Below are 19,473 nucleotides of genomic sequence, written 5' to 3' on the forward strand. Positions count from 1 at the left end.
ACAAAAACCTGCGCTGTAGTTGGTACGGTGACACGAACGCCGGATAGACACGGGTGGAGTAAGACGAGGCTATCGGTGCAACAGTCGCATTCGTCCTGTAACGAGACCGATGACTGCCCCCGTAAAGTGCGCAATCACGGCGCTTCCGGGTCCACTGTACTGTATCGTGAGTACCGCCGCAACGAACGCGACGGTGAGTAGTCCCACCCACGTTGGGATGTTCAATCGGTCCAAGACGAACTTCGAAAAGAGGTTCGAGGCGAGAACGTAGCCCATGAGCGCGAACGCCGCTCCACTCGCGCCGAGGACCCCAACCGGAACTCCTCGGTGTGACAGGGCGACGATTTGGACCACTCCGGCGACCATCCCCGTCACTACGAAGAACAGATGAAACCGGAGATTCGTCGTCGAGAGCGCGACGATGCCGCCGAAGACGACGATTACGACTGCGTTACTCAAGAGGTGACCCGGCCCGACGTGTGCATAGACACTCGTCACGAGCGTCCACGGATACGTCGCCAGCGGCGCGGAGAGGACGAACAAATTCCGCCCGAAACCAACGACAGCCGAAATCCACGTCGCCGTCGAAACGACGAGCATCACGAAGAGCGTCTGAACGACTGGATTCCTGACGACTGCGCCTGCGAGTGTCTCGTCGGCACCGGGATGGCGCTCGTCGCTGAACGAGGTCCAGTCCGTTTCTGCCATGTGCAGAATTATCAACTGAGGTAGAATAAACGTGCCTGCGATGGGCGAATTTCTGGCCCGGTTCGCGCTCTACCGGTCGCCGTGGCGCGTCACACAGTTCGACAGGCCGATGAGTTCGACGGGGTCGGAGTTATCGGGCGAGTAGACGACCATCTGGCCTTTCTCCATGTACGGCACCTTGCTTTCGAGATTCGGTGGGATGTTGACGCTCTTGATGGCGTCTTCGTCGCCGAGGTTGAGGACGATTTTCGTGTTGACCTGTTTGAACACCGGGTCGGCGATGTCCTGTGGGTCCTGCGTGATGAGGAACAGACCGAGACGCTCTTTGCGCCCCTGTTTCGCGGCTTCGGTGAACTTCTGGATGACCTTCTGTGCCTGCACGGTGTCGGCATCAGAGAGGAAGTTGTGAGCTTCGTCCATTCCCAGCACGACGGGCGTCTCTTTGATGCGGTCGCTGTGCGGGTCGTTCGAGAGTTTGTCGTCGATGAGCATCGACGAGACGGCGAGGACGAACAGTTCTTTCGCGCGACTCGTCGGGAGGTGGTAGGTCGGCACCACGGTGAGTCCACCGGGACGGACGAGTTCGTGGTCCAACTCGGTAATCGGCTTCGCGTCTTGGTCGAAGACGCCGCTCGGAACGCCGCGAACACGACGCTTGACCGCGTCAAAGGTCGCCTCGTGGACTCGCCCCGACTCGTGGAGTTCTTCTTTGAGTGCAGGGTCGTCGAGGAACGTCAGGAACTCTTGGTAGGTTCCGGTGTCGCCGTAGTTGCGGAAGAAGCGGTTGATGAGCGTGAGCAGTGCGGGGTACTGGTTCTCGTTGAGACTGCTCCCAGCGACGAGCCACGGCAGGTCGTCTACCATCGAGAATGGAATCGTGAACTCGAGTTGCTCGGCGCGGTGGTTCGCGCCCGCGTACGACGACCCGGCCATCTTGGGGACGAGCGCGATAGTATCGTCGTGGCCGCCGTGGGCGATGCCCTCGCGTTCGTAGCGCTGAGCCGTTTTCGCGTCCAAATCCGGGTTGTCGTCGTGCATCTGTGCGTACTCGTCCTGCGGGTCGAACTGCACGACTGCGGCCTGTACGTCGCGGCCGTCGTCCATCTCGTAACACCGCTCGGGCGAGAGGTACTGGCGAAGGATGTTCTTCGAGGCGTGGGTCTTCCCCGACCCGGTGCCACCCGCGACGAGCGAGTGCCGGAAGACGAGCGGGTCGCCGTCGGTGTAGTCGTCGTTGAGTCGGTAGTCGATGGTCGGGGGCGTCGCAGAGGTCTGAACTTTCTCGCCACCGACAGAGAGGTGGCCGAGGAAGACGCCTTCCTCTGGAATCTTGAGACCGGTCTTGATTTGGGTTGCATCCTTGGCTTCGCCGACAGTTGCGCCGGGTTTTGGCACGCGATCAACCATCCGGCGCTTGAGTTCGTCGCCGTCAGAAAAGAGGACGGCGAGGGGTTCCAACTCGGCCATGAACTTGTAGTCGCGCTCGCGGAAGTCGTCTTCCGAGCGACGCATGGCGCGACGGGCGTGAATTTCGGTGGCGTCGTCGGCGTGGAACTCCTGGGCGTATTCGAGGCCGACGATGTGACAAAAGAGGAGTTCGTTGTCGGGGTACGGGACGACGAGATAGGTACCGAGACGGACGTGTTCTCGGTTCCCCGTCGTGACGAACGCACGGAGGGTCGTTCGGTCGCTATCTTGCGAGACGCGAAGGCCCTGGGAGACGGCGATTGCACCGAGGCCCTGTTCGGTTCCAACGGGCTCGGCATCGTACGTTTCGAACGAGAGACTGTCTTCACCGTTGGTCTCCTCAGCGGCGTCGGTTTTCGTCTCGCCGTTCGTCTCTTCGGCGGTACTCGCTGGGGGTGACTGACGGGACGGTTCACGTCCAGTGTCACCCTCGTCACCGCGAATATCTGTGAAATCCCCCAAATCGCTCATGCCCACATCGATGAGGCCACCGATTAAAAAGCCTCAGCACGCGGGTGCAACAGAATTGGTATGTATCCCCGTGCCGCGCACGACTTTTTGCCCTCGCGCACCTATCCGTGGTATGCTTCTAGTCCGCGGACATGGCGGTGGCACGACGCTCACGGGAACGATATTCGAGCGTGGTGAAGAAGCCCCGAAGTACCGCGGTGCGCCCGACGAGGACGCACCGTATGTGTGGGTCTGTGACGAGTTCTACGAGGTCGAAAGCGGCGGGACCGAGACGACTATCGACGGTCGAACCATCAACGTCGCGTTCGATACGCCACTTCCCCGTGGGTTCGACACGCGCGACCAAGCCCTCGATGCCGCCAAAGAACACATCAGAACCCAATTCGCTCGCGTCGGCGTCGCAGGCGATGCCGTCAATATCGAAGTGACTCGACCGGAAGAAGAGGGGTCTCCGGCGGGGCCGGTCTAACGCTGGATCGTTTGTCGAATCACTCGTCGCCCGTCCAACGATGGTCGTCATAGGTGTACTGCGCCTCTGAGGACATCTCTTCTGCTAGCTTTCGACGGAGTGCGGTTTTCTCACCGACGCTCACCCGAGCCAACTCGTCGGCCTTCTCGATTGCCGTCGGCGGGCCGCGGTTGGCGGCTACGTCTCGCACTGCCTGCAACGTGAGTTTCTCGCGCACTTCCGGGTTTTTCGTCACGGCGTAGGGTGCTTCGACTCGGTAACCAACGTCGGTTCGCGGGTCGTAGAGCGCGAAGAACGTGACTGTGTACTCCTCGGGGTCGAGGTTGCGCTCGATATCGAAGGCGTCGCCATCGGCGCTGACTTGTCTATCGGACCCGCCACGCGAGATGAACCAGTTCGTAAACGTGAGTTGGTCGGTGCGCCGATTATCGAGGTCCGGACCGGTTCGCTGTTCGAGGAGTTGGATGAAGAAGGCGATATCGTCTATCCATGGTACCTTCCCACCGGACTCGCTAAAGTGTCGTTCGACGGTGTTGACGATGTGCTTCGCCGAGGGATTCTTGACGAAGCCAGCGATAGGAACGCCGCGCTCGACGAACTGCTCGACGAGGCGGATGTAGTTCTCGACGATGGCCTTCGGTTGAGCCTCGCGCGTCAAATCGCGGAGTTCGGCGTCTCGGTCACGCCAGTTGAGGAGTTCTTTCGGGTAGAGTGGCCCGTCTAGAAACAGGAGGTCCGACACCTCGTCGGCGTGTTCGAGGGCGTGGGCGCTCTCGGCGAGATACAACGAGAGTGCGTGGACGACGCCCTCGGCGTATCGACTGACGCGCGGGGCGCGAATGACGCGCCGTCGGCCATAGCCTTGGTCGGATTTTCGCCACTCGTCGTCGCCGATAGTGACAGTCGGGTCGCGCGTGTGGGCGGTCATGACGATACTGCGAGCGCGGTGCAAGTCGAGGTCGGATGGGTCCGCCGCCATCGCGGCGTGTGCCACGTCGAGGACGAGTCCATTCTTGAACGTCGTGGGATTGATGGTCCCCGAATCGAGGCCGTGAACCGTCGGAAACGGTGGTTCGGCGAGCGCAACGTCGTCGATGTCGGCGGCGCTCAGTCGTTGCTCGCCGAGGGGTTCGAGGACGGGAAGGCCGCCGCTGGCGGGTCGCAGCGGGTCGAGCCACTGTTCCCACACCGTCCGGGCCACGTCGTCGTGGTCGGTGTCGTCCATCGTGCCAGCGAGATGGCTCGCCAAGCGCGCGATGTCGTCCACGTGGACGGGGTCGAGGGTCATACCTCGGCGTCGTACTGAATGGTAAAAAACACGACCCTCTTTCCAACGTCGGCACGCTCATATCAGTTGGTGACTAACGGTCGGCCGACGATGCCTGTCTCCGCAGTCGGGTTCGACCTCGACTACACGCTTGCGGTCCCAACGCGCGACCGCGAGACCATTCTCTCTGAAGCAGTGAGCGAAACCGGCGCGCCGCCGCTGTCCAGAGAAGCATATCTCAGAGCGCACCAACAACATCTCACGGGTGAGACGCGGACGCCTATCTTCGAGACCCTGCTCGACGACCACGATACATCCGTGGACCCCGAACACGTGGCGACGGCCTACCGTGAGCGTATCACCGACGCGGTGGTTCCCGTTTCGGGTGTCGAAGCCATGCTCGCCGGACTCCGGACTACCTACCGAATCGGCGTACTCACGAACGGGCCTGTACTCGCACAGGAGTCGAAACTCGACAAGTTGGGCTGGAACGACCACTTCGACGTTGCACTCGTCACGGGCGCACTCGATGCCGGAAAACCAGATGGCCGGTCGTTCAAGGCGCTCTTGGAGGCCCTCGGCACACCGGCAGATGAGACGGTGTACGTCGGCGATAGCGTCAAACACGACATCGCGGGCGCACACGAGGCCGGACTCGTTCCGGTGCAGGTACTCGGTCCCGAGAGCGACGACCCAGACCCACGGGCTATCGCCCACATCCACCGCGACGAGTTGTCGGTTCGGCTACCCGAACTCCTCGCTGACCTCTGAGTCTGTCTACTGTTCTGCTTCGAGCGCCGAAACGAGCGACCGAAACGTCGGTAACACCCACTTGACTTGCGCGCCATCTTCGAGAAAGACGAGCGTTCGCGGCGGGCGGACGGCCTTCGGACGGACGCGAAGGTCGGCCTCGCTCGCAGTTTCTGCTGTGAGGTCTGGCTTGGAACGGAATTCGACGCGCGCGCGGTCCGGTTGGACGAACACGTCGGCAACTCGCTCGTCGTCGAAGTCCACACCGTAGGCGAATGTGCCGTCGTCGGTGGGTTCTACGTCGGGGTCCGAATCGACGATTTCGAGTCGTGCAAACGCCTCTTCGTGCCCGGTGAGTTCAGAAGCGAGCAACTGGGCGATTCGCTTACCGTCCGAGAGAGAGTCAACGACCATACGCGTTCTTTGGTGAGGGGTGGTTTTGGGGTGTCGCTTCGGCGCGGGCGCTCTCCGTCCATCCCACTACCACCGTTGACGCTCACCTGACATTTCATTGCCATTGCCGTGTAACGTCGGCTATGAATCGTCGGCTGGTACTCGGTTCCCTCGTCTTTCTGGTTGTGGCCGCTGGCTGTCTCGGTTCGGGCGCACCACCATCCGAAGATGTGGTCTCGTTTCACGAGTTACCGTCTGAAGCACAGACCGAGTTCACGACTGCGCTCGAACAAGGTGGGATACACGAGTGCGACGTGGCGCTCTTAGACGTGGAAAAACCGCTTGTCGAGTACGAGGGTTCCTACTACTCTGTTGCCGTCTCACAAGGCGATGGTACCGAGGACGACCCCTGCGGCGACTACTTCGTACAGGTCGAGAAAGTGGACCTGTCTTCCTGAGTTACGACCCACTGGGTTCGGCGGATTCGCTATTCACCGAGCGACGACTTCGCCTTCTGGGCGGCATCGGTCACGTCGATGTCGTTCTCGCGGGCGAAGAGGACGGCCGCCGCTTCGGCAGTCAGGCCGAGCCGGGATTGGCGGTCGTTGATGTCGGCGACGGCGGTGTGTTTCTCGATTCCGGCGGCGACGCAGGCGTCGAGAATTTGCTCGAACGCGGACTGTTCGCGCAGGACCGACGCGTCGGGTTCGAACTCTTCTGGAACGGTCACGTCTGCGGGGTCGAAGGCGGCGACGACGTCTCCATCGTCGAGTTCGACGAGTCCGCGACCTGCGGCGAGGTCGATAAGGCGCTTTGCCTGGTCCGGCGAGAACCAGTCGCGGTCGAGCGAGAGGGCGACGACGAACTCGCCTTCCCCGAGGCGAGTCGCCCCGTGCTGACGGAACGGAACGGCGACAGTGACATCGAGGCTCATCGATTCGACGGGTGCGGCGGGCGAACTAAACGGTTTGCGTTCTTGGCCGAGCGATTCGCGCGAGGTGCCGTGTCACGGCACCACAAGACGTGAGTCGAGCGATTCAAGTACTCACCGAGGTTTGTACCCCGTATGAAGGACCAAGGACGCTCCAAGCGAAAGCGGACCGGTGGACGACTCAAGCCGTCCTCGAACAAGAAGCGCTACCAACTGGGACGCGAACCCGCCGCAACGACGGTCGGCGAGCCACGGTTCCAGGTTATCGACTCCCGCGGTAACGAGACGAAGCTTCGTGCCCTCTCGACGAACGTCGCGCAGGTCGCCGACGGCGCAGAGGTCACCGAAGCCGACATCGAGGGTGTCGTCGACAACCCGTCGAACGTGAACTACGCCCGTCGTAACATCATCACGAAGGGCTCGATTATCGACACCAGTGCTGGTCGCGCTCGCGTGACCTCCCGCCCCGGACAGGACGGTCAGGTCAACGCAGTCAGCATCGACGAGTAAACTTCTCTCTCGCCACGCCGGATTGGCGTGGCACCGACGATTGCTTCGAAGAGCGAATGCGTTCGCTCGATAGGTGAGAAAGAGACAGAAACGTCGAACCCAAATTCAGGGAGTCGGCGCGGCCTTCTGGAGTGCGGTCTCGGCGATGTTGCCACCGTAGTCGGCAGCACGGGAGACGGAGTCTACGATGAGACCGAGCAGTTGTGCGCGTGCGGGGTCGAGGTCACGAAGGAGTTCGTCGATGGCGCGGGCGCGCTCGTCGATTTTTTGGACCGATTCGCGCGCCTCGTTGGCGAGTCTCGTCGCGTCGGCGCTGTCGTCGGCGAAGAGGGCGTCCATGCCGCCGTTGACGACTTCTTTGACCTCTTCGAAGAGTTCCTCGATTGCTTCGACGATTTCCTCGCTCACGGGTTGTTCGAAGTTCAGCGACAGGTGAGCAATCTTGGTCGCGTGGTCGCCGATACGTTCGAGTTGGCGCGCGGCAGACTGGTAGTCGAAACACACCTCGCGGGGCAGACCAAGTTCTTCGGCGGCCTTTGGGGTTCGGAGCGTCGCGCGGAAGATGCGCGAGACGACCATCCAGAGGCGGTCAACGTCGTCGTCGCGCTGGATAACGTCGCGGGCCATGTCTTCGTCCAGTTCGGCGAGTGCGCTGATGGCGTCTTCGAGCATGGACATCGCGATGAGGCGCATACGCGTGACGGCGTTGTGAATCGAGAGTTCCGACGAGTCGAGCAAGTCGCGGATGACGACTCGGTCGCGGGTCTCTTCGAGAACTTCGAGACCGACGAGACTCTGCGTCGCCTCGCGAATCGTGCGGCGCTGGTCGGTAGAGATTCGGGAACTCTCCAGTGAGATAATGTCGAACCCGCTGACGTACATCGTCATGACTGCGCGCGTGAGTTCGTCGTTCTCTAGATTCGTGATTTCGAGCGTCCCCTCTGTTCGCTCTTCTTCAGTACGGGGGGTCAAAAACAGCGAATCACTCTCCGGATAGAATTCGACTTCGCTCCCGGCAGAGATACCGTTTTCAGTGGCCCAGTCTTTCGGGATGGAGACTGTAAATGTCGAGCCACCGGTGACCTGCACCTTTCGGGTTTCGACCATACAGGATTGTGAACACTTCCACACAATAAATCTGTCTACTACTATATATCGAGTTGCCATTTTCCGCAATAGAGGGGAGTAATAGCACAAAAGGGGTACGTCTCTACACACTAGTTCTCAGTTCGAAATCGGGCGTATACGTATGTAGCCAAAAGAATGAATCAATAGACAACAGTACGCCCGTCACACGTTCACACGATTCATACTATTGTGCGACCACCGTTCGCTCAAACCGGCCATTATCTGGGGCCTGTGTCGGTTGGGTCTGTAAACATACCACCACATACATCTATATATTTGTCATAGCAGGGTATTTACGGATAACTGGGCTCGAAAAAACTGATGACGCGTAAAACGGACGATGTCCTGTCCCGACGTAAGTTCCTGATCGCTTCTGGTGCAGTTGGCGTTGCTGGTCTCGCTGGCTGTACGGAGAGCAACACTGGCGGTTCGGAAGGCGGCGACTCCGAGGACTCGGAATCCGGCTCTGAAAGTGAAGGACTTTCCGGAGAAATCAACATCGCTGGTTCCTCGACGGTGTTCCCGCTCGCAACCGCAATGGCAGAGCGCTTCCAGAGCGACCACTCGGAAGTCAGCATCAACATCCAGTCCACTGGCTCCGGTGGCGGCTTCGCCAACTACTTCTGTACGGGTCAGACGGACTTCAACAACGCGTCGCGCCCAATCAAGCCCGAAGAAGAAGAGCAGTGTACGAGCAACGACGTCAACCCCGTCGAACTCAAGGTTGCAACCGACGCCCTGACCGTCATCGTCAACAACGACAACGACTTCATCAGCGAGGGCCTCACCACGGAGCAACTCAAGACCATCTTCTCGGCCGAAGAACAGCCCGAAATGTGGTCCGATGTGAACTCCGAATGGCCGGAAGAGCCAATCGAAATCTTTGGTCCCACTGACGCATCCGGTACGTACGACTACTTCATCGAGGCAATCATCGGCGAGGAAGGTCCAGGCCACCGCCAGGACTACTCCGCAACCGAGCAGGACCGCACCATCATCCAGGGTGTCGAAGGGTCCGAGTTCGCCATCGGCTACATGGGATTCGCGTACTACAGCGAGAACACCGAGGCCGTGCAGGCAGTCTCTATCGAGAACGACGAAGGCAACTACGTCGAACCGTCGCTCGATACTGCACTCTCCGGCGAATACAACCCCCTCTCGCGCCCGCTCTTTACCTACCCCGCAGAGCAGGCACTCGCGAAGGAACACGTCGCCGAATTTGCCCGCTACTGGATGGAGAACTCCACCAGCAAGGAAATCGTCGCCGACGAAGTCGGGTACGTCCCACTCGGTGACGAAGAGCAGCAAGAGATGCTCGACAAACTCAATTCGGCCATCGAAGGCGCTAACTAGACGTCTAACGGCTGAATAGAGTAACGAAGCGTTTTTTCATACCCCACGATTCATACTATCCAATGAGCACAGATGACCCGGCAAACGACTTCACGCGGCGAACGGAGAACTCTCCGCGGGAGTTACTGACACGGTCGTTCTTCTTCCTGTGCGCGACGTTATCCGTCGTGACGACCATCAGTATCGTCGTACTCCTCGTCACCGAAGCGGCGAAGTTCTTCAACTTCTCGGCGCATTTGATGGGGGTCACAGGAGAGACAGCATCATTCATCGACTTCATCACCGGTACGACGTGGCAAATCAACAGCCACGAGTTCGGTGTGTTGTCGCTCGTCTCGGCGACGTTGATGATTACCATCGGTTCGGCAGTCATCGCACTCCCACTCGGTGTCGCCACCGCGATATACCTGAGTGAGTACGCGAGCGCACAGGCACGGTCGGTTCTCAAGCCCGCCCTCGAAATCCTCGCGGGCGTTCCAACCGTCGTTTACGGTTTCTTCGCGCTCATCTACATCACGCCCGCCATCGAGACGGTGATTCCCTCGATTGGGACGTTCAACCTGCTCTCGGCGAGCATCGTCGTCGGTATCATGATTATCCCCATGGTCGCCTCGATTAGTGAAGACGCGATGTCTGCGGTTCCGGACGAACTCCGTCAAGCAGGCTACGGCATGGGTGCGACCAAGTTCGACGTGTCCACCGGGATTGTCGTTCCCGCGGCGCTCTCTGGCATCTTCTCGTCGTTTATCCTCGCGCTCTCGCGCGCAATCGGCGAGACGATGGCTGTCACCGTCGCCGCAGGGGCACAAGCGAAGTTCCTCAACCCCCTCAACCCGGCGTCGTACCTCGAAGGTGCGCTGCCGATGACCGCCGCGATGGTCCAGCTCCTCACCGGTGACATCACCGGCGGTGGACTGGCCTACCGAAGTCTGTTCGCTATCGGTCTCGTGTTGTTCTTCATCACACTCGTCATGAACATCATCAGCGACTACGTCGCACAGAAGTACCGGGAGGTCTACTAAATGGCGACCGAGAACGAACCACGGACTATCTCTGGGTTCGGACAGGTTAGCCGAACCGCAGGGACGGTTTTCCGGTACCTGCTCATGGCGGCGACGATGTTCGGCATCGTCACGCTCGCGGTGTTACTCGTCTACGTCGCAAACGACGCGATTCAACCGCTGACGGCCGATGCCGGATGGCACCTGACGTTCTTCGCCGTCCTCGTCGTTCCGACAGTCCTCGCGGGCGGTTATCTGTACCAGCGAAACACCGACGCACTCGTCTTTGGCTCGATGGTACTCGGGATGCTCGTCGTCTCGCTCATGTTTGCCAGTGGGTTGGCACTCGTACTCATCGACATCATCCCGCCGTTGGTGGCCTTCTCGTTCGCCGTCGCCTTCGTACTCCCCGCGCTCGTCGTGGTCGGACTCACGAAGTACGACCAACAGATTCCGTTCGGCGCGCGTGTCGGACTGACCGGTACGCTGTTCTATCTCTCTCTGTTCGGCTTCCCCGGGTTTATCGGCTCCACGCTCGGCCTCCCGTCGATTATCCCGAGCGTCGCTGACCTCATTCAGTCCTTGCCGGTCGTTCCGACCCCGTGGATTATGGTCACGCTCATGCTCGGCAGCGTCTCCGGTGTCGTCATCGGCCAGTACTTCGCCGATATCCGCGACGACAGAACTGGTCTCGCCGCCGGTCTCGCGACCTTCGCGTTGACTGCTGTGGGCGCACTCATCGGTTCGATGACTGGCTTCGGCTCGGTTGCGATGGCAATCATCGCCTCGGTGTCGCTGCTCCCGACGGCGGCGTACGCCGGTGGGAATGCACTCACGAACGAAAAAGACCGCGCTGGACTGGTGTTCGTCGCCATCGTTCTCGGCGGCGCGCTCCTCGGCGCGTTCATCGTCAACACGCTCGGCTTTGCTGGCCCACAGTCCTGGGTCGATTGGCAGTTCCTCACGAGCGCTCACAGTGGGAGTGCAGAGAACGCTGGTCTCTACCCCGCTATCGGTGGCTCGATTCTCCTGATGTGTACGGTCGCCGCGATGTCGTTCCCGGTTGGGGTCGGTGCCGCAGTGTACCTCGAAGAGTACGCACCGAACAACAAGTTCACGCGATTTATCGACGTCAACATCTCGAACCTCGCGGGCGTCCCCTCTGTCGTGTACGGGTTGCTCGGTCTGGGCGTCTTCGTCAACTACCTCGGCCAGTCAACCGGGACGGTACTCATCGGCGGGGCAACACTCTCGTTGCTCATCCTGCCTATCGTCATCATCTCCTCACGGGAGGCGATTCGGTCGGTTCCGAACGACCTCCGACAGGCATCCTACGGGATGGGGGCGACTCGGTGGCAGACCGTTCGCAACGTCGTCCTTCCAGAGTCGTTCCCCGGCATCCTCACCGGGACGATTCTCGCACTCGGTCGCGCAATCGGTGAGACCGCACCGCTCATCATGATTGGTGCGCCGAACGTCCTGTTCAACCTCCCGACGGAACTCTCGTCGAAGGTGAGCGCGATGCCGCTCCAAGTCTACGCGTGGTCGAGTCTCTTCGCCAGCGAGGACTTCTACACCAAGGCCGTCCCGGCCGGTGTGGTCGTCCTCCTCGCTGTACTCCTTGCGATGAACTCGGTCGCGATTGTCCTGCGCAACAAGTACGAACGCGAAAGCTAACAACACGATTATGAGCCAAAACAACCAACCAGAATCCGAATCGCCGCAAATGACCAATACAGAGGACCCGACGACGGACGACATGCTCATCGAAACGGACATTACCGAGGGCATGTCCGAATCGCCCGATTTGACCAACCGAGACACCATCGTTCGTGCCCGCGGCGTCAACGTGTGGTACGGCTCTGACCAAGCCCTGCACGACATCTCGATGGATATCCCCGAAAACAGCGTCACTGCGATGGTGGGGCCATCCGGGTGTGGGAAATCGACGTTCCTTCGGTGTATCAACCGAATGAACGACCTCATCGACAGCGCACGTGTGGAAGGTGACCTCTCGATTCGTGGCAAGAACGTCTACGATGACGACGTCGATCCCGTAGCACTCCGTCGTCGCGTCGGAATGGTCTTCCAGAAGCCCAACCCGTTCCCGAAGAGCATCTACGATAACGTCGCGTACGGCCTGAACATCCAGAACATCGAGGGCGACCACGACGAAATCGTTGAACGCTCGCTCAAGCGGGCCGCACTCTGGGACGAAGTCAAAGACCGCCTCGACGAATCCGGTCTCGAACTCTCCGGTGGGCAACAACAGCGCCTCTGTATCGCACGCGCGATTGCGCCCGACCCGGAAGTCATCCTGATGGACGAACCTGCTTCGGCACTCGACCCCGTTGCAACCTCGCAAATCGAGGACCTCGTCGAGGAACTCGCCGAAGATTACACTGTCATCATCGTCACCCACAACATGCAGCAGGCCGCCCGTATCTCCGATAAGACCGCGGTGTTCCTCACCGGTGGCGAACTCGTCGAGTTCGACGACACGCAGAAAATCTTCGAGAACCCCGAGAGCCAGCGCGTCGAAGACTACATCACGGGCAAGTTCGGATAACACGCGGTCCGGCTCACTTTTCGTGTTTTGTAGCCACTGAGATGGCTACTGAATCGATCCCTCTTGTAAGTAAATAGTGCTACATAGCAATAGGGAGACGAGGGCAACCTTTTAACCGAATAAGCGCGCAATACGAGACATGTCCCGACAAAGCTACCAAAAGAGCCTCCAAGAACTGCGGGAGGACGTCCTGTACCTCAGCGAACTCGTCGCAGAGCGTGTCCGTGGGGCGCTTGCAGCACTCGAAGACAAAGACGTGCAGAAGGCACAGGAAATCATCGAGGGAGACCACGAAATCAATCGCATCTACCTCGACCTCGAAAAAGACTGTATCGACCTCATCGCACTCCAACAGCCTGTCGCGAGCGACCTGCGATTCATCGCATCGTCGTTCAAAATCATCACCGACCTCGAACGAATCGGTGACCTCGCGACCAACCTCGCACAGTACGCCATCGACGCCGAGGGTGACCTCTACACTGAGGTCGATATCCAGCGTATCGGTGACGCTGCACTCGATATGGTCGACCAGGCGATGGACGCCTACGACACCAAAGATTCGGACCTGTGTTTCTCGGTCGCCGAACACGACGACGAGCTCGACGACATGTGCGATACCGCATCCGAAACCATCGTTCGTGACATCATGACGAGCGACGACTTCGAAGGCGATGGCGACATCGACGTCGAAGAGTTCCTCGTGGACGTGCGTCGCCTGCTCCTGACGGTTCGTGACCTCGAACGCGTCGGCGACCACGCGGTCAACATCGCCGCTCGCACGCTCTACATGCTCGACAACGACGACTCGTTGTTGTTCTAAGGTTCCAGCGTTCTAATTTTAACTCACTCCTCTTTCGGCTCTACTCCCGCGAGCGACCGCTATCGGTGGACTTCGCGGAACACGGTCAGAGACCCGAGTCCAGCGAGGAGGATGCCAGTTCCGATAAGCGTCCAGAGTGTCACGACTCGCCCTAGCACCACGAGAAAAATCGCCAGCAGTGTCAGTTGTGTACCTAGAAATAGCGCCTTGATGTTCGGCTCGTCCTGACCCATAGTGTCAAGGATATTTGAACACGCAAAGCACTGTTGGCTCACTAGATTGCCACAGTCGAGAACGACCGCACGCGACGAGTCGAAGAAAAATCGAAGGCGGCTTACTGGAAGCCGATACGGCCGTCGCGGGTGTCGGTGAAGCCTTCGCGGGCACCGCCTTTGAACTGGTCTTGAATCTGTTCGTAGTAGCTCATCAGGTCCTCGGTGATAGTCGGTCGGACCGATTCCATCGCCTTGCGGAAGTGGCGCATCTCGATTTCCTCGGCGCTGTCGTTCTCACGGAGGGCTTCGATTGCGGCCTCACGGCAGATGGATTCGAGGTCCGAACCGACATAGCCATCCGTAATCTCTGCAATTTCGCGGAGGCTCACGTCAGGGGCCAGCGGGCTTTGCTGGGTGTGGATGTCGAGAATCTGCTCGCGGCCTTCCTCAGAGGGTTGGCCGATGAGCACCAGTCGGTCGAACCGACCCGAGCGGATGAGCGCGGGGTCGATCATGTCCGGGCGGTTCGTCGCCGCGATGACCATGACGTTCCCGGCATCTTCCAATCCATCCAACTCGGTCAGGAGTTGGTTGACGACGCGCTCGGAGACGTTGTTGCCCATGTCGTTGCCACGGGCGGGCGCGAGGGCGTCCAACTCATCGAAGAAGATGATGGTCGGCGAGACCTGCCGCGCCTTGCGGAACGTCTGGCGAATCGCCTTCTCGGACTCACCGACCCACTTCGAGAGCAGTTGCGGGCCGCGAACCGAGATGAAGTTGGCGTTCGTCTCGTTGGCGACCGCTTTCGCAATCAGCGTCTTGCCCGTTCCGGGCGGCCCGTACAGAAGCACGCCTTTCGGTGGTTCGATACCCATCCGAGCGAACTTATCTGGCGACGTCAGCGGCCATTCGACGCTCTCTTTGACCTTCTGTTTCGGTTCTTCGAGTCCACCGACGTCGTCCCACGTGACCTTCGGAATCTCGACGAGTACCTCGCGCATCGCACTCGGTTCGACTTCGCCGAGTGCGCCGTTGAAGTCCTCGCGTTTGACCACCATCCGGTCGATGAGGCTCGGTGGAATGTCCTCACGGTCGAGGTCGATTTCGGGCAAGTACCGGCGCAGTGCCTTCATCGCGGCCTCTTTGGTCAGTGCTTCGATGTCGGCACCGACGAAGCCGTGGGTGTCGTCGGCGAGGACGTCGAGGTCAACGTCGTCCGACAGCGGCATGCCGCGGGTGTGGATTTGGAGGACCTCTTTGCGGCCTTCTTCGTCCGGCACGCCGATTTCGATTTCACGGTCGAATCGGCCGGGACGACGGAGTGCCGGGTCAACCGAATCGACGCGGTTCGTCGCCGCGATGACGATAACTTGGCCACGGGCTTCGAGGCCGTCCATCATCGTCAGCAACTGGGCGACGACGCGGCGTTCGACTTCGCCGGTTACGTCTTCGCGCTTGGGCGCGATGGAGTCGAGTTCGTCGATGAAGATGATACTCGGGGACTCCTCTTTCGCGTCCTCGAAGATTTCGCGGAGTTGCTGTTCAGATTCACCGTAATATTTAGAGATAATCTCCGGGCCAGCGATAGAGAAGAAACTGGCCGAGGTTTCGTTGGCGACGGCGCGCGCGAGCAGGGTCTTCCCCGTACCCGGCGGCCCGTGGAGAAGCACCCCTTGCGGCGGCTCGATGCCGAGTTTCTTGAATATCTGCGGGTGCTTCATCGGCAGTTCGACCATCTCGCGGACGCGCTGAATCTCGTTGGTCAGCCCACCGATGTCCTCGTAGGTGATTCCGCTGCCGGTCTTTTCGAACCCTGAAATCGGCTCTTCGCGCAGTTCGACGTCGGTATCCTCGGTGACGAGGACGACGCCTTCGGGCTTGGATTCGACTGCAATGAGCGGAATCGCCTGCCCGGGCGACCGCATGAATGGGTGGTTCGTACTGGACATCACCGGGACGATGTCGCGTTCGACCACGGGGCGCTTCAGAATCTGCCGTTTGACCATGCCTGCGGCGTCGGAGCCGAACTGGACGCTCGCCTCTTCGGGCGGGGCCAGTACGAGTCGGTCGGCCTTCTTAGCCTCGGCTTTTCGGATGGTCACGCGTTCGCCGATACCGACGTCGGCGTTCTGTCGCGTGAACCCGTCGATGCGGACCGTATCCGTATTCCAGTCTTGCCGGTCTGCCCGCCACACTTTGGCGGCGGTCTTCTTCCCTCCTTCAATCTCGATGATGTCTCCCGGCGAGAGCTTGAGATGGAGTAGGGTGTCCGGGTCAAGACGGGCGATACCGCGACCCGAGTCGTTCGGGTACGCTTTCGCCACTTCGAGTTGGACTTCGTTCATGATTTGCTCGCGGGGATGCTGATATCTCGGAGAGGCCACCGGATAAGTTCTTCCCCGAACCGCATTCGGGGCAACTGACCGCACCTAGTCACAGCGTAGCACACTCTAGGTTGGACAAGTATTAATCCCTAGCGACTGCGGCACTCGATGAACACCACGATGCCGGGCGTTTTTACCCCTCGAAAACGACAAAACGAATATGAGATTCCTTGCGTTCGATGGCCGGATGGGTGCGAGTGGGGACATGCTCCTCGGCGCACTCGTCGCGGCAGGGGCCGACCCCGACGTTCTTTCGCCCGTCGAAGACGCCCTCGGTGTGACCTACCGCATCCACGACGTCGAGAAGAACGGCATCGTGGCGACGAAAGTCGATGTCTTCCTCTCCGAAACTGACGGTGGCGACCCACGAGGTGAAGGCCACGATAGCGACTTCGACGAGGAGAACAGCGACACTGAGACTGATGTCTCAGCGGACGCCGACGAGTCGGACAGTGACGACCCAGACGAGGACCGTCGGCGGAGTCGCGTGCGAGGCCACTTCCACGCCCACTCGCACGACGAGCATCATCACGACCAGGGCGACGAACACACCCACGGCCACGGCGACGGCCACCATCACCACCACCACGACCACTCGCACCAACACACCCACGCAGAAGGCCACGGTCCCCACCGAACCTACCCAGAGGTCGTCGAACTCGTGGAGTCGATGGACCTTCCCCAACCCATCGTCGAAGACGCAACTGCAATCTTCCGTATCCTCGGTGAGGCCGAATCGGAGGTCCACGGGACTGACCTCGAAGAGACGCACTTCCACGAAGTCGGTGCCGACGACGCCATCGCCGACGTTGTGGGTGCGTGTCTCCTCCTCTCCGACCTCGACGTCGAGCGCGTCGTGACCGCTCCCGTCTCGGTCGGCGGCGGCGACGCCTCGATGAGTCACGGAACCTATCCCGTTCCCGCACCCGCCGTCCTCAACGTGGTCGAACAGGCCGACTGGTCGATTCGCGGCGGCCCGGTCGAAGCCGAACTGCTCACACCAACCGGCGCGGCCATCCTCGCTCACATCGCCGAAGGCGTCGAAACGCTCCCATCGATGAACGTCTCGGCATCGGGGTACGGTGCGGGTGGGTGGGACTTTCCGGACCATCCGAACGTCCTCCGTGCGCTCGTCGGCGACGGGGGTTCGCGTCTCGTCCGCGACGAAATCACCGTCCTCGAAACGAACCTCGACGACGCCACGCCCGAAATCCTCGGCAGTCTCCAATCGACGCTCAAAGACGCCGGTGCGCGCGACGTGACCATCCTGCCGACGACGATGAAGAAAGCCCGACCCGGCCACCTCGTGAAGGTCATCGTCCGCCCCGAAGACGTCGAGCGCGTCGCCTACCGTCTCGCCGTCGAGACCGGGACGTTGGGAATCCGCGAACACGGCGCGGGCCACCGCTGGACCGCCCACCGCGAGTTCGAGACGGCCACACTGGAAATCGACGGCAAGAGCTACGACGTAACCGTGAAAGTCGCCAGCGACGCCGACGGTACTATCTACGACCGGAGCGCCGAGTTCGACGACGCGCTCGCAGTCGCCCAAGAGACCGGCCTCGCGGTTCGGGAAGTGATGAGAAGAGCAGTGGATGCAGTCGTGACTGACCAGTAAGAGACCACTACCCCTACTCAGTCGTCTGAGAGCGTCGGATACGCGACTTCCCACAGGTGACCGTCGGGGTCGGCGAAGTAGCCCGAGTACCCTCCCCAGAACACCTCTTGGGCTGTTTTGACGATTTTCCCACCAGCGGCTTCCGCCTCCTTGAGTACCTCCTCGACGGCCGCTTTCGTGGAGACGTTGTGCGCAACTGTGACGCCTGAAAACCCATGGCCCTCCGCTGGAACGGTTGCATCTTCGGCGAGGAGTTCTCTCGGATAGAGTGCGAGCCACGTCCCTTCGAGGGTGAAAAAGGCGATGTCGCTGTCCGGTTCGCGGTCACGGAGCGGGAGTCCGAGACCGTCTCGATAGAATTCAATCGACGCGTCGAGGTCAGAGACGCCGAGGGTTACGACTGTGATTCGAGGGTCCATTCGAGAATAGAGTCTTGGATTCTTGATAAATAGTGCGAGCAGCTACGTCTCTTCTAAATCATCGAGGAAACTCCGGACGAGAGGCATGAGTTTCACGCCGAACTCTTCTTGCACGTAGTGGCCGACACCGTGGAGTCTCACGGTGGACGAATTCTCGAAGAGGCTTTCGAACGTCCGCAATTCGGCGGGTCGAAACGCCCGGTCTTCCATCCCCCAGATGAGTCGTGTTGGAATGTCGGCGATGTGTTCGCGGCGCTCCCACAGCGACGAGAGCCACGTCGACGAGGTGAGAATCGCCTGCGGGAACACGCCGGTTGCCGTCCGCCCGGCACGGTTCGCAGTGAGATACTGCGCTCGTGCTTGCGGAGTGAACGCCGACCGGTCGGCGAAGCCCATCGGCATCACTACGCGCGTGAAGAGGTCGAATCGCTCGCAGAGGAGGCGACCGACTCGACTGCCGAGGAGACGCGAGAATCGACTGAAATGTGGGTCGTCACCGACCGGCCACATCCACGTGTTCATCACGACGAGTCCGCGGACGTTCTCGGGATGGTCGATAGCGTACGAGAGTCCGATTGGGCCGCCCCAGTCTTGGACGACGAGGACGACATCCTCCAGTCCCAACGCTTCGATGAACTCCTCGACGACGTCGGCGTGGTCTTCGGGGAGATAGGAGAATCCGGGCGGGCGTTCCGAAAGCCCGAACCCGAGGTAATCGAGCGCGATACAGCGGTACTCGCCGCGAAGGTGTCGAATCAGGTGGCGATACAGAAACGACCACGTCGGATTTCCGTGCAGCATGAGCAGTGTCCCGCGCCCGCCGCCGTCGGGGCCTTCATCGACGTAATGCACTGCTCCGTCAGAGAGGCCGAGACACTTGGATTCGAAGGGGTATGCCGACCGGTCTACCCAGTCGGTTCCGATGTGGGTCGCCCCGAGACTGTCGAAATCTTCGACGGCCTTGTCGAGTGCGCGCTTGCTCATGGATGTCATGGTAGGA

The 19,473-nt window shown here is 60.3% G+C and carries 20 protein-coding genes; 10 read left to right on the plus strand and 10 right to left on the minus strand.

What is annotated here, in order from left to right:
- Positions 1 to 69: 69 nt before the first annotated feature.
- Together ACK509_RS11615 and ACK509_RS11620 are read right to left on the minus strand one after the other, a co-directional pair.
- Positions 70 to 708, minus strand: a complete 639-nt coding sequence (locus ACK509_RS11615) for a rhomboid family intramembrane serine protease (RefSeq protein ID WP_410766699.1) — start codon at positions 706 to 708, stop codon at positions 70 to 72.
- A 69-nt stretch (positions 709 to 777) separates the two neighbouring features.
- Positions 778 to 2,646 carry an ATP-binding protein gene (locus tag ACK509_RS11620; RefSeq protein WP_410766700.1) on the minus strand — a complete coding sequence of 623 codons (1,869 nt, stop codon included), beginning with the start codon at positions 2,644 to 2,646 and terminating at the stop codon, positions 778 to 780.
- Between the two features lie 112 nt (positions 2,647 to 2,758).
- On the opposite strand from ACK509_RS11620, the gene ACK509_RS11625 reads away from it, so the two are divergent.
- Complete coding sequence (locus tag ACK509_RS11625; protein ID WP_410766701.1) at positions 2,759 to 3,115, plus strand: hypothetical protein; 357 nt, start codon at positions 2,759 to 2,761, stop codon at positions 3,113 to 3,115.
- 19 nt (positions 3,116 to 3,134) lie between these two features.
- Here ACK509_RS11625 and ACK509_RS11630 read toward each other — a convergent pair whose 3' ends face one another.
- Positions 3,135 to 4,403 carry a DNA double-strand break repair nuclease NurA gene (locus ACK509_RS11630; protein WP_410766702.1) on the minus strand — a complete coding sequence of 423 codons (1,269 nt, stop codon included), beginning with the start codon at positions 4,401 to 4,403 and terminating at the stop codon, positions 3,135 to 3,137.
- A gap of 90 nt (positions 4,404 to 4,493) precedes the next feature.
- Between ACK509_RS11630 and ACK509_RS11635 the strand changes: the two genes are divergently transcribed.
- Complete coding sequence (locus ACK509_RS11635; protein ID WP_410766703.1) at positions 4,494 to 5,153, plus strand: HAD family hydrolase; 660 nt, start codon at positions 4,494 to 4,496, stop codon at positions 5,151 to 5,153.
- 6 nt (positions 5,154 to 5,159) lie between these two features.
- Here ACK509_RS11635 and ACK509_RS11640 read toward each other — a convergent pair whose 3' ends face one another.
- On the minus strand, positions 5,160 to 5,546 hold the full coding sequence (locus ACK509_RS11640) for a hypothetical protein (RefSeq protein ID WP_410766704.1): 387 nt from the start codon (positions 5,544 to 5,546) through the stop codon (positions 5,160 to 5,162).
- A 122-nt stretch (positions 5,547 to 5,668) separates the two neighbouring features.
- On the opposite strand from ACK509_RS11640, the gene ACK509_RS11645 reads away from it, so the two are divergent.
- Entirely contained in the window at positions 5,669 to 5,983 is a 315-nt protein-coding gene (locus tag ACK509_RS11645; RefSeq protein ID WP_410766705.1) for a hypothetical protein, read from the plus strand.
- A 29-nt stretch (positions 5,984 to 6,012) separates the two neighbouring features.
- On the opposite strand, the gene ACK509_RS11650 is transcribed toward ACK509_RS11645, so the two are convergent.
- Complete coding sequence (locus ACK509_RS11650) at positions 6,013 to 6,459, minus strand: DUF2240 family protein (RefSeq protein WP_410766706.1); 447 nt, start codon at positions 6,457 to 6,459, stop codon at positions 6,013 to 6,015.
- A 132-nt stretch (positions 6,460 to 6,591) separates the two neighbouring features.
- Between ACK509_RS11650 and ACK509_RS11655 the strand changes: the two genes are divergently transcribed.
- Positions 6,592 to 6,966: a 30S ribosomal protein S8e gene (locus tag ACK509_RS11655; RefSeq protein WP_410766707.1), complete on the plus strand. Its 375-nt coding sequence runs from the start codon at positions 6,592 to 6,594 to the stop codon at positions 6,964 to 6,966.
- Between the two features lie 105 nt (positions 6,967 to 7,071).
- Here the strand turns inward: ACK509_RS11655 and ACK509_RS11660 are convergent, their stop codons facing one another.
- Positions 7,072 to 8,073, minus strand: coding sequence for a PhoU domain-containing protein (locus ACK509_RS11660; protein WP_410766708.1), 1,002 nt, complete (start codon positions 8,071 to 8,073; stop codon positions 7,072 to 7,074).
- 342 nt (positions 8,074 to 8,415) lie between these two features.
- On the opposite strand from ACK509_RS11660, the gene ACK509_RS11665 reads away from it, so the two are divergent.
- The 5 genes from ACK509_RS11665 to phoU all read left to right on the plus strand — a co-directional run bounded on the left by ACK509_RS11665 (position 8,416) and on the right by phoU (position 13,837).
- On the plus strand, positions 8,416 to 9,447 hold the full coding sequence (locus ACK509_RS11665) for a PstS family phosphate ABC transporter substrate-binding protein (protein WP_410766709.1): 1,032 nt from the start codon (positions 8,416 to 8,418) through the stop codon (positions 9,445 to 9,447).
- A 62-nt stretch (positions 9,448 to 9,509) separates the two neighbouring features.
- Complete coding sequence (gene pstC / locus ACK509_RS11670; RefSeq protein WP_410766710.1) at positions 9,510 to 10,469, plus strand: phosphate ABC transporter permease subunit PstC; 960 nt, start codon at positions 9,510 to 9,512, stop codon at positions 10,467 to 10,469.
- Positions 10,470 to 12,125 carry a phosphate ABC transporter permease PstA gene (gene pstA / locus ACK509_RS11675; RefSeq protein WP_410766711.1) on the plus strand — a complete coding sequence of 552 codons (1,656 nt, stop codon included), beginning with the start codon at positions 10,470 to 10,472 and terminating at the stop codon, positions 12,123 to 12,125.
- A gap of 49 nt (positions 12,126 to 12,174) precedes the next feature.
- Positions 12,175 to 13,017: a phosphate ABC transporter ATP-binding protein PstB gene (gene pstB, locus ACK509_RS11680; RefSeq protein WP_410766712.1), complete on the plus strand. Its 843-nt coding sequence runs from the start codon at positions 12,175 to 12,177 to the stop codon at positions 13,015 to 13,017.
- A gap of 139 nt (positions 13,018 to 13,156) precedes the next feature.
- Positions 13,157 to 13,837 carry a phosphate signaling complex protein PhoU gene (phoU, locus tag ACK509_RS11685; protein WP_410766713.1) on the plus strand — a complete coding sequence of 227 codons (681 nt, stop codon included), beginning with the start codon at positions 13,157 to 13,159 and terminating at the stop codon, positions 13,835 to 13,837.
- Between the two features lie 59 nt (positions 13,838 to 13,896).
- Here the strand turns inward: phoU and ACK509_RS11690 are convergent, their stop codons facing one another.
- Positions 13,897 to 14,070 carry a hypothetical protein gene (locus tag ACK509_RS11690; protein ID WP_410766714.1) on the minus strand — a complete coding sequence of 58 codons (174 nt, stop codon included), beginning with the start codon at positions 14,068 to 14,070 and terminating at the stop codon, positions 13,897 to 13,899.
- Positions 14,071 to 14,171: 101 nt separating this feature from the next.
- Complete coding sequence (locus ACK509_RS11695) at positions 14,172 to 16,397, minus strand: CDC48 family AAA ATPase (RefSeq protein WP_410766715.1); 2,226 nt, start codon at positions 16,395 to 16,397, stop codon at positions 14,172 to 14,174.
- A 199-nt stretch (positions 16,398 to 16,596) separates the two neighbouring features.
- On the opposite strand from ACK509_RS11695, the gene larC reads away from it, so the two are divergent.
- The gene (gene larC / locus ACK509_RS11700; protein ID WP_410766716.1) at positions 16,597 to 18,054 is read left to right on the plus strand and encodes a nickel pincer cofactor biosynthesis protein LarC; all 1,458 of its coding nucleotides are present in this window, start codon (positions 16,597 to 16,599) and stop codon (positions 18,052 to 18,054) included.
- Positions 18,055 to 18,071: 17 nt separating this feature from the next.
- On the opposite strand, the gene ACK509_RS11705 is transcribed toward larC, so the two are convergent.
- Positions 18,072 to 18,473, minus strand: coding sequence for a VOC family protein (locus ACK509_RS11705; protein ID WP_410766717.1), 402 nt, complete (start codon positions 18,471 to 18,473; stop codon positions 18,072 to 18,074).
- 42 nt (positions 18,474 to 18,515) lie between these two features.
- Complete coding sequence (locus tag ACK509_RS11710) at positions 18,516 to 19,466, minus strand: alpha/beta fold hydrolase (protein WP_410766718.1); 951 nt, start codon at positions 19,464 to 19,466, stop codon at positions 18,516 to 18,518.
- Positions 19,467 to 19,473: the final 7 nt, after the last annotated feature.

It is taken from the genome of Haloferax sp. DFSO60 (genome assembly GCF_046557615.1).
GTDB lineage: Archaea > Halobacteriota > Halobacteria > Halobacteriales > Haloferacaceae > Haloferax.

Bases quoted from the DNA above. Each gene is read 5' to 3' on its own strand.
- ACK509_RS11615 (WP_410766699.1), bottom strand. From the start codon at position 708: ATGGCAGAAACGGACTGGACCTCGTTCAGCGACGAGCGCCATCCCGGT.
- ACK509_RS11620 (WP_410766700.1), bottom strand. From the start codon at position 2,646: ATGAGCGATTTGGGGGATTTCACAGATATTCGCGGTGACGAGGGTGAC.
- ACK509_RS11625 (WP_410766701.1), top strand. From the start codon at position 2,759: ATGCTTCTAGTCCGCGGACATGGCGGTGGCACGACGCTCACGGGAACG.
- ACK509_RS11630 (WP_410766702.1), bottom strand. From the start codon at position 4,403: ATGACCCTCGACCCCGTCCACGTGGACGACATCGCGCGCTTGGCGAGC.
- ACK509_RS11635 (WP_410766703.1), top strand. From the start codon at position 4,494: ATGCCTGTCTCCGCAGTCGGGTTCGACCTCGACTACACGCTTGCGGTC.
- ACK509_RS11640 (WP_410766704.1), bottom strand. From the start codon at position 5,546: ATGGTCGTTGACTCTCTCTCGGACGGTAAGCGAATCGCCCAGTTGCTC.
- ACK509_RS11645 (WP_410766705.1), top strand. From the start codon at position 5,669: ATGAATCGTCGGCTGGTACTCGGTTCCCTCGTCTTTCTGGTTGTGGCC.
- ACK509_RS11650 (WP_410766706.1), bottom strand. From the start codon at position 6,459: ATGAGCCTCGATGTCACTGTCGCCGTTCCGTTCCGTCAGCACGGGGCG.
- ACK509_RS11655 (WP_410766707.1), top strand. From the start codon at position 6,592: ATGAAGGACCAAGGACGCTCCAAGCGAAAGCGGACCGGTGGACGACTC.
- ACK509_RS11660 (WP_410766708.1), bottom strand. From the start codon at position 8,073: ATGGTCGAAACCCGAAAGGTGCAGGTCACCGGTGGCTCGACATTTACA.
- ACK509_RS11665 (WP_410766709.1), top strand. From the start codon at position 8,416: ATGACGCGTAAAACGGACGATGTCCTGTCCCGACGTAAGTTCCTGATC.
- pstC (WP_410766710.1), top strand. From the start codon at position 9,510: ATGAGCACAGATGACCCGGCAAACGACTTCACGCGGCGAACGGAGAAC.
- pstA (WP_410766711.1), top strand. From the start codon at position 10,470: ATGGCGACCGAGAACGAACCACGGACTATCTCTGGGTTCGGACAGGTT.
- pstB (WP_410766712.1), top strand. From the start codon at position 12,175: ATGACCAATACAGAGGACCCGACGACGGACGACATGCTCATCGAAACG.
- phoU (WP_410766713.1), top strand. From the start codon at position 13,157: ATGTCCCGACAAAGCTACCAAAAGAGCCTCCAAGAACTGCGGGAGGAC.
- ACK509_RS11690 (WP_410766714.1), bottom strand. From the start codon at position 14,070: ATGGGTCAGGACGAGCCGAACATCAAGGCGCTATTTCTAGGTACACAA.
- ACK509_RS11695 (WP_410766715.1), bottom strand. From the start codon at position 16,397: ATGAACGAAGTCCAACTCGAAGTGGCGAAAGCGTACCCGAACGACTCG.
- larC (WP_410766716.1), top strand. From the start codon at position 16,597: ATGAGATTCCTTGCGTTCGATGGCCGGATGGGTGCGAGTGGGGACATG.
- ACK509_RS11705 (WP_410766717.1), bottom strand. From the start codon at position 18,473: ATGGACCCTCGAATCACAGTCGTAACCCTCGGCGTCTCTGACCTCGAC.
- ACK509_RS11710 (WP_410766718.1), bottom strand. From the start codon at position 19,466: ATGACATCCATGAGCAAGCGCGCACTCGACAAGGCCGTCGAAGATTTC.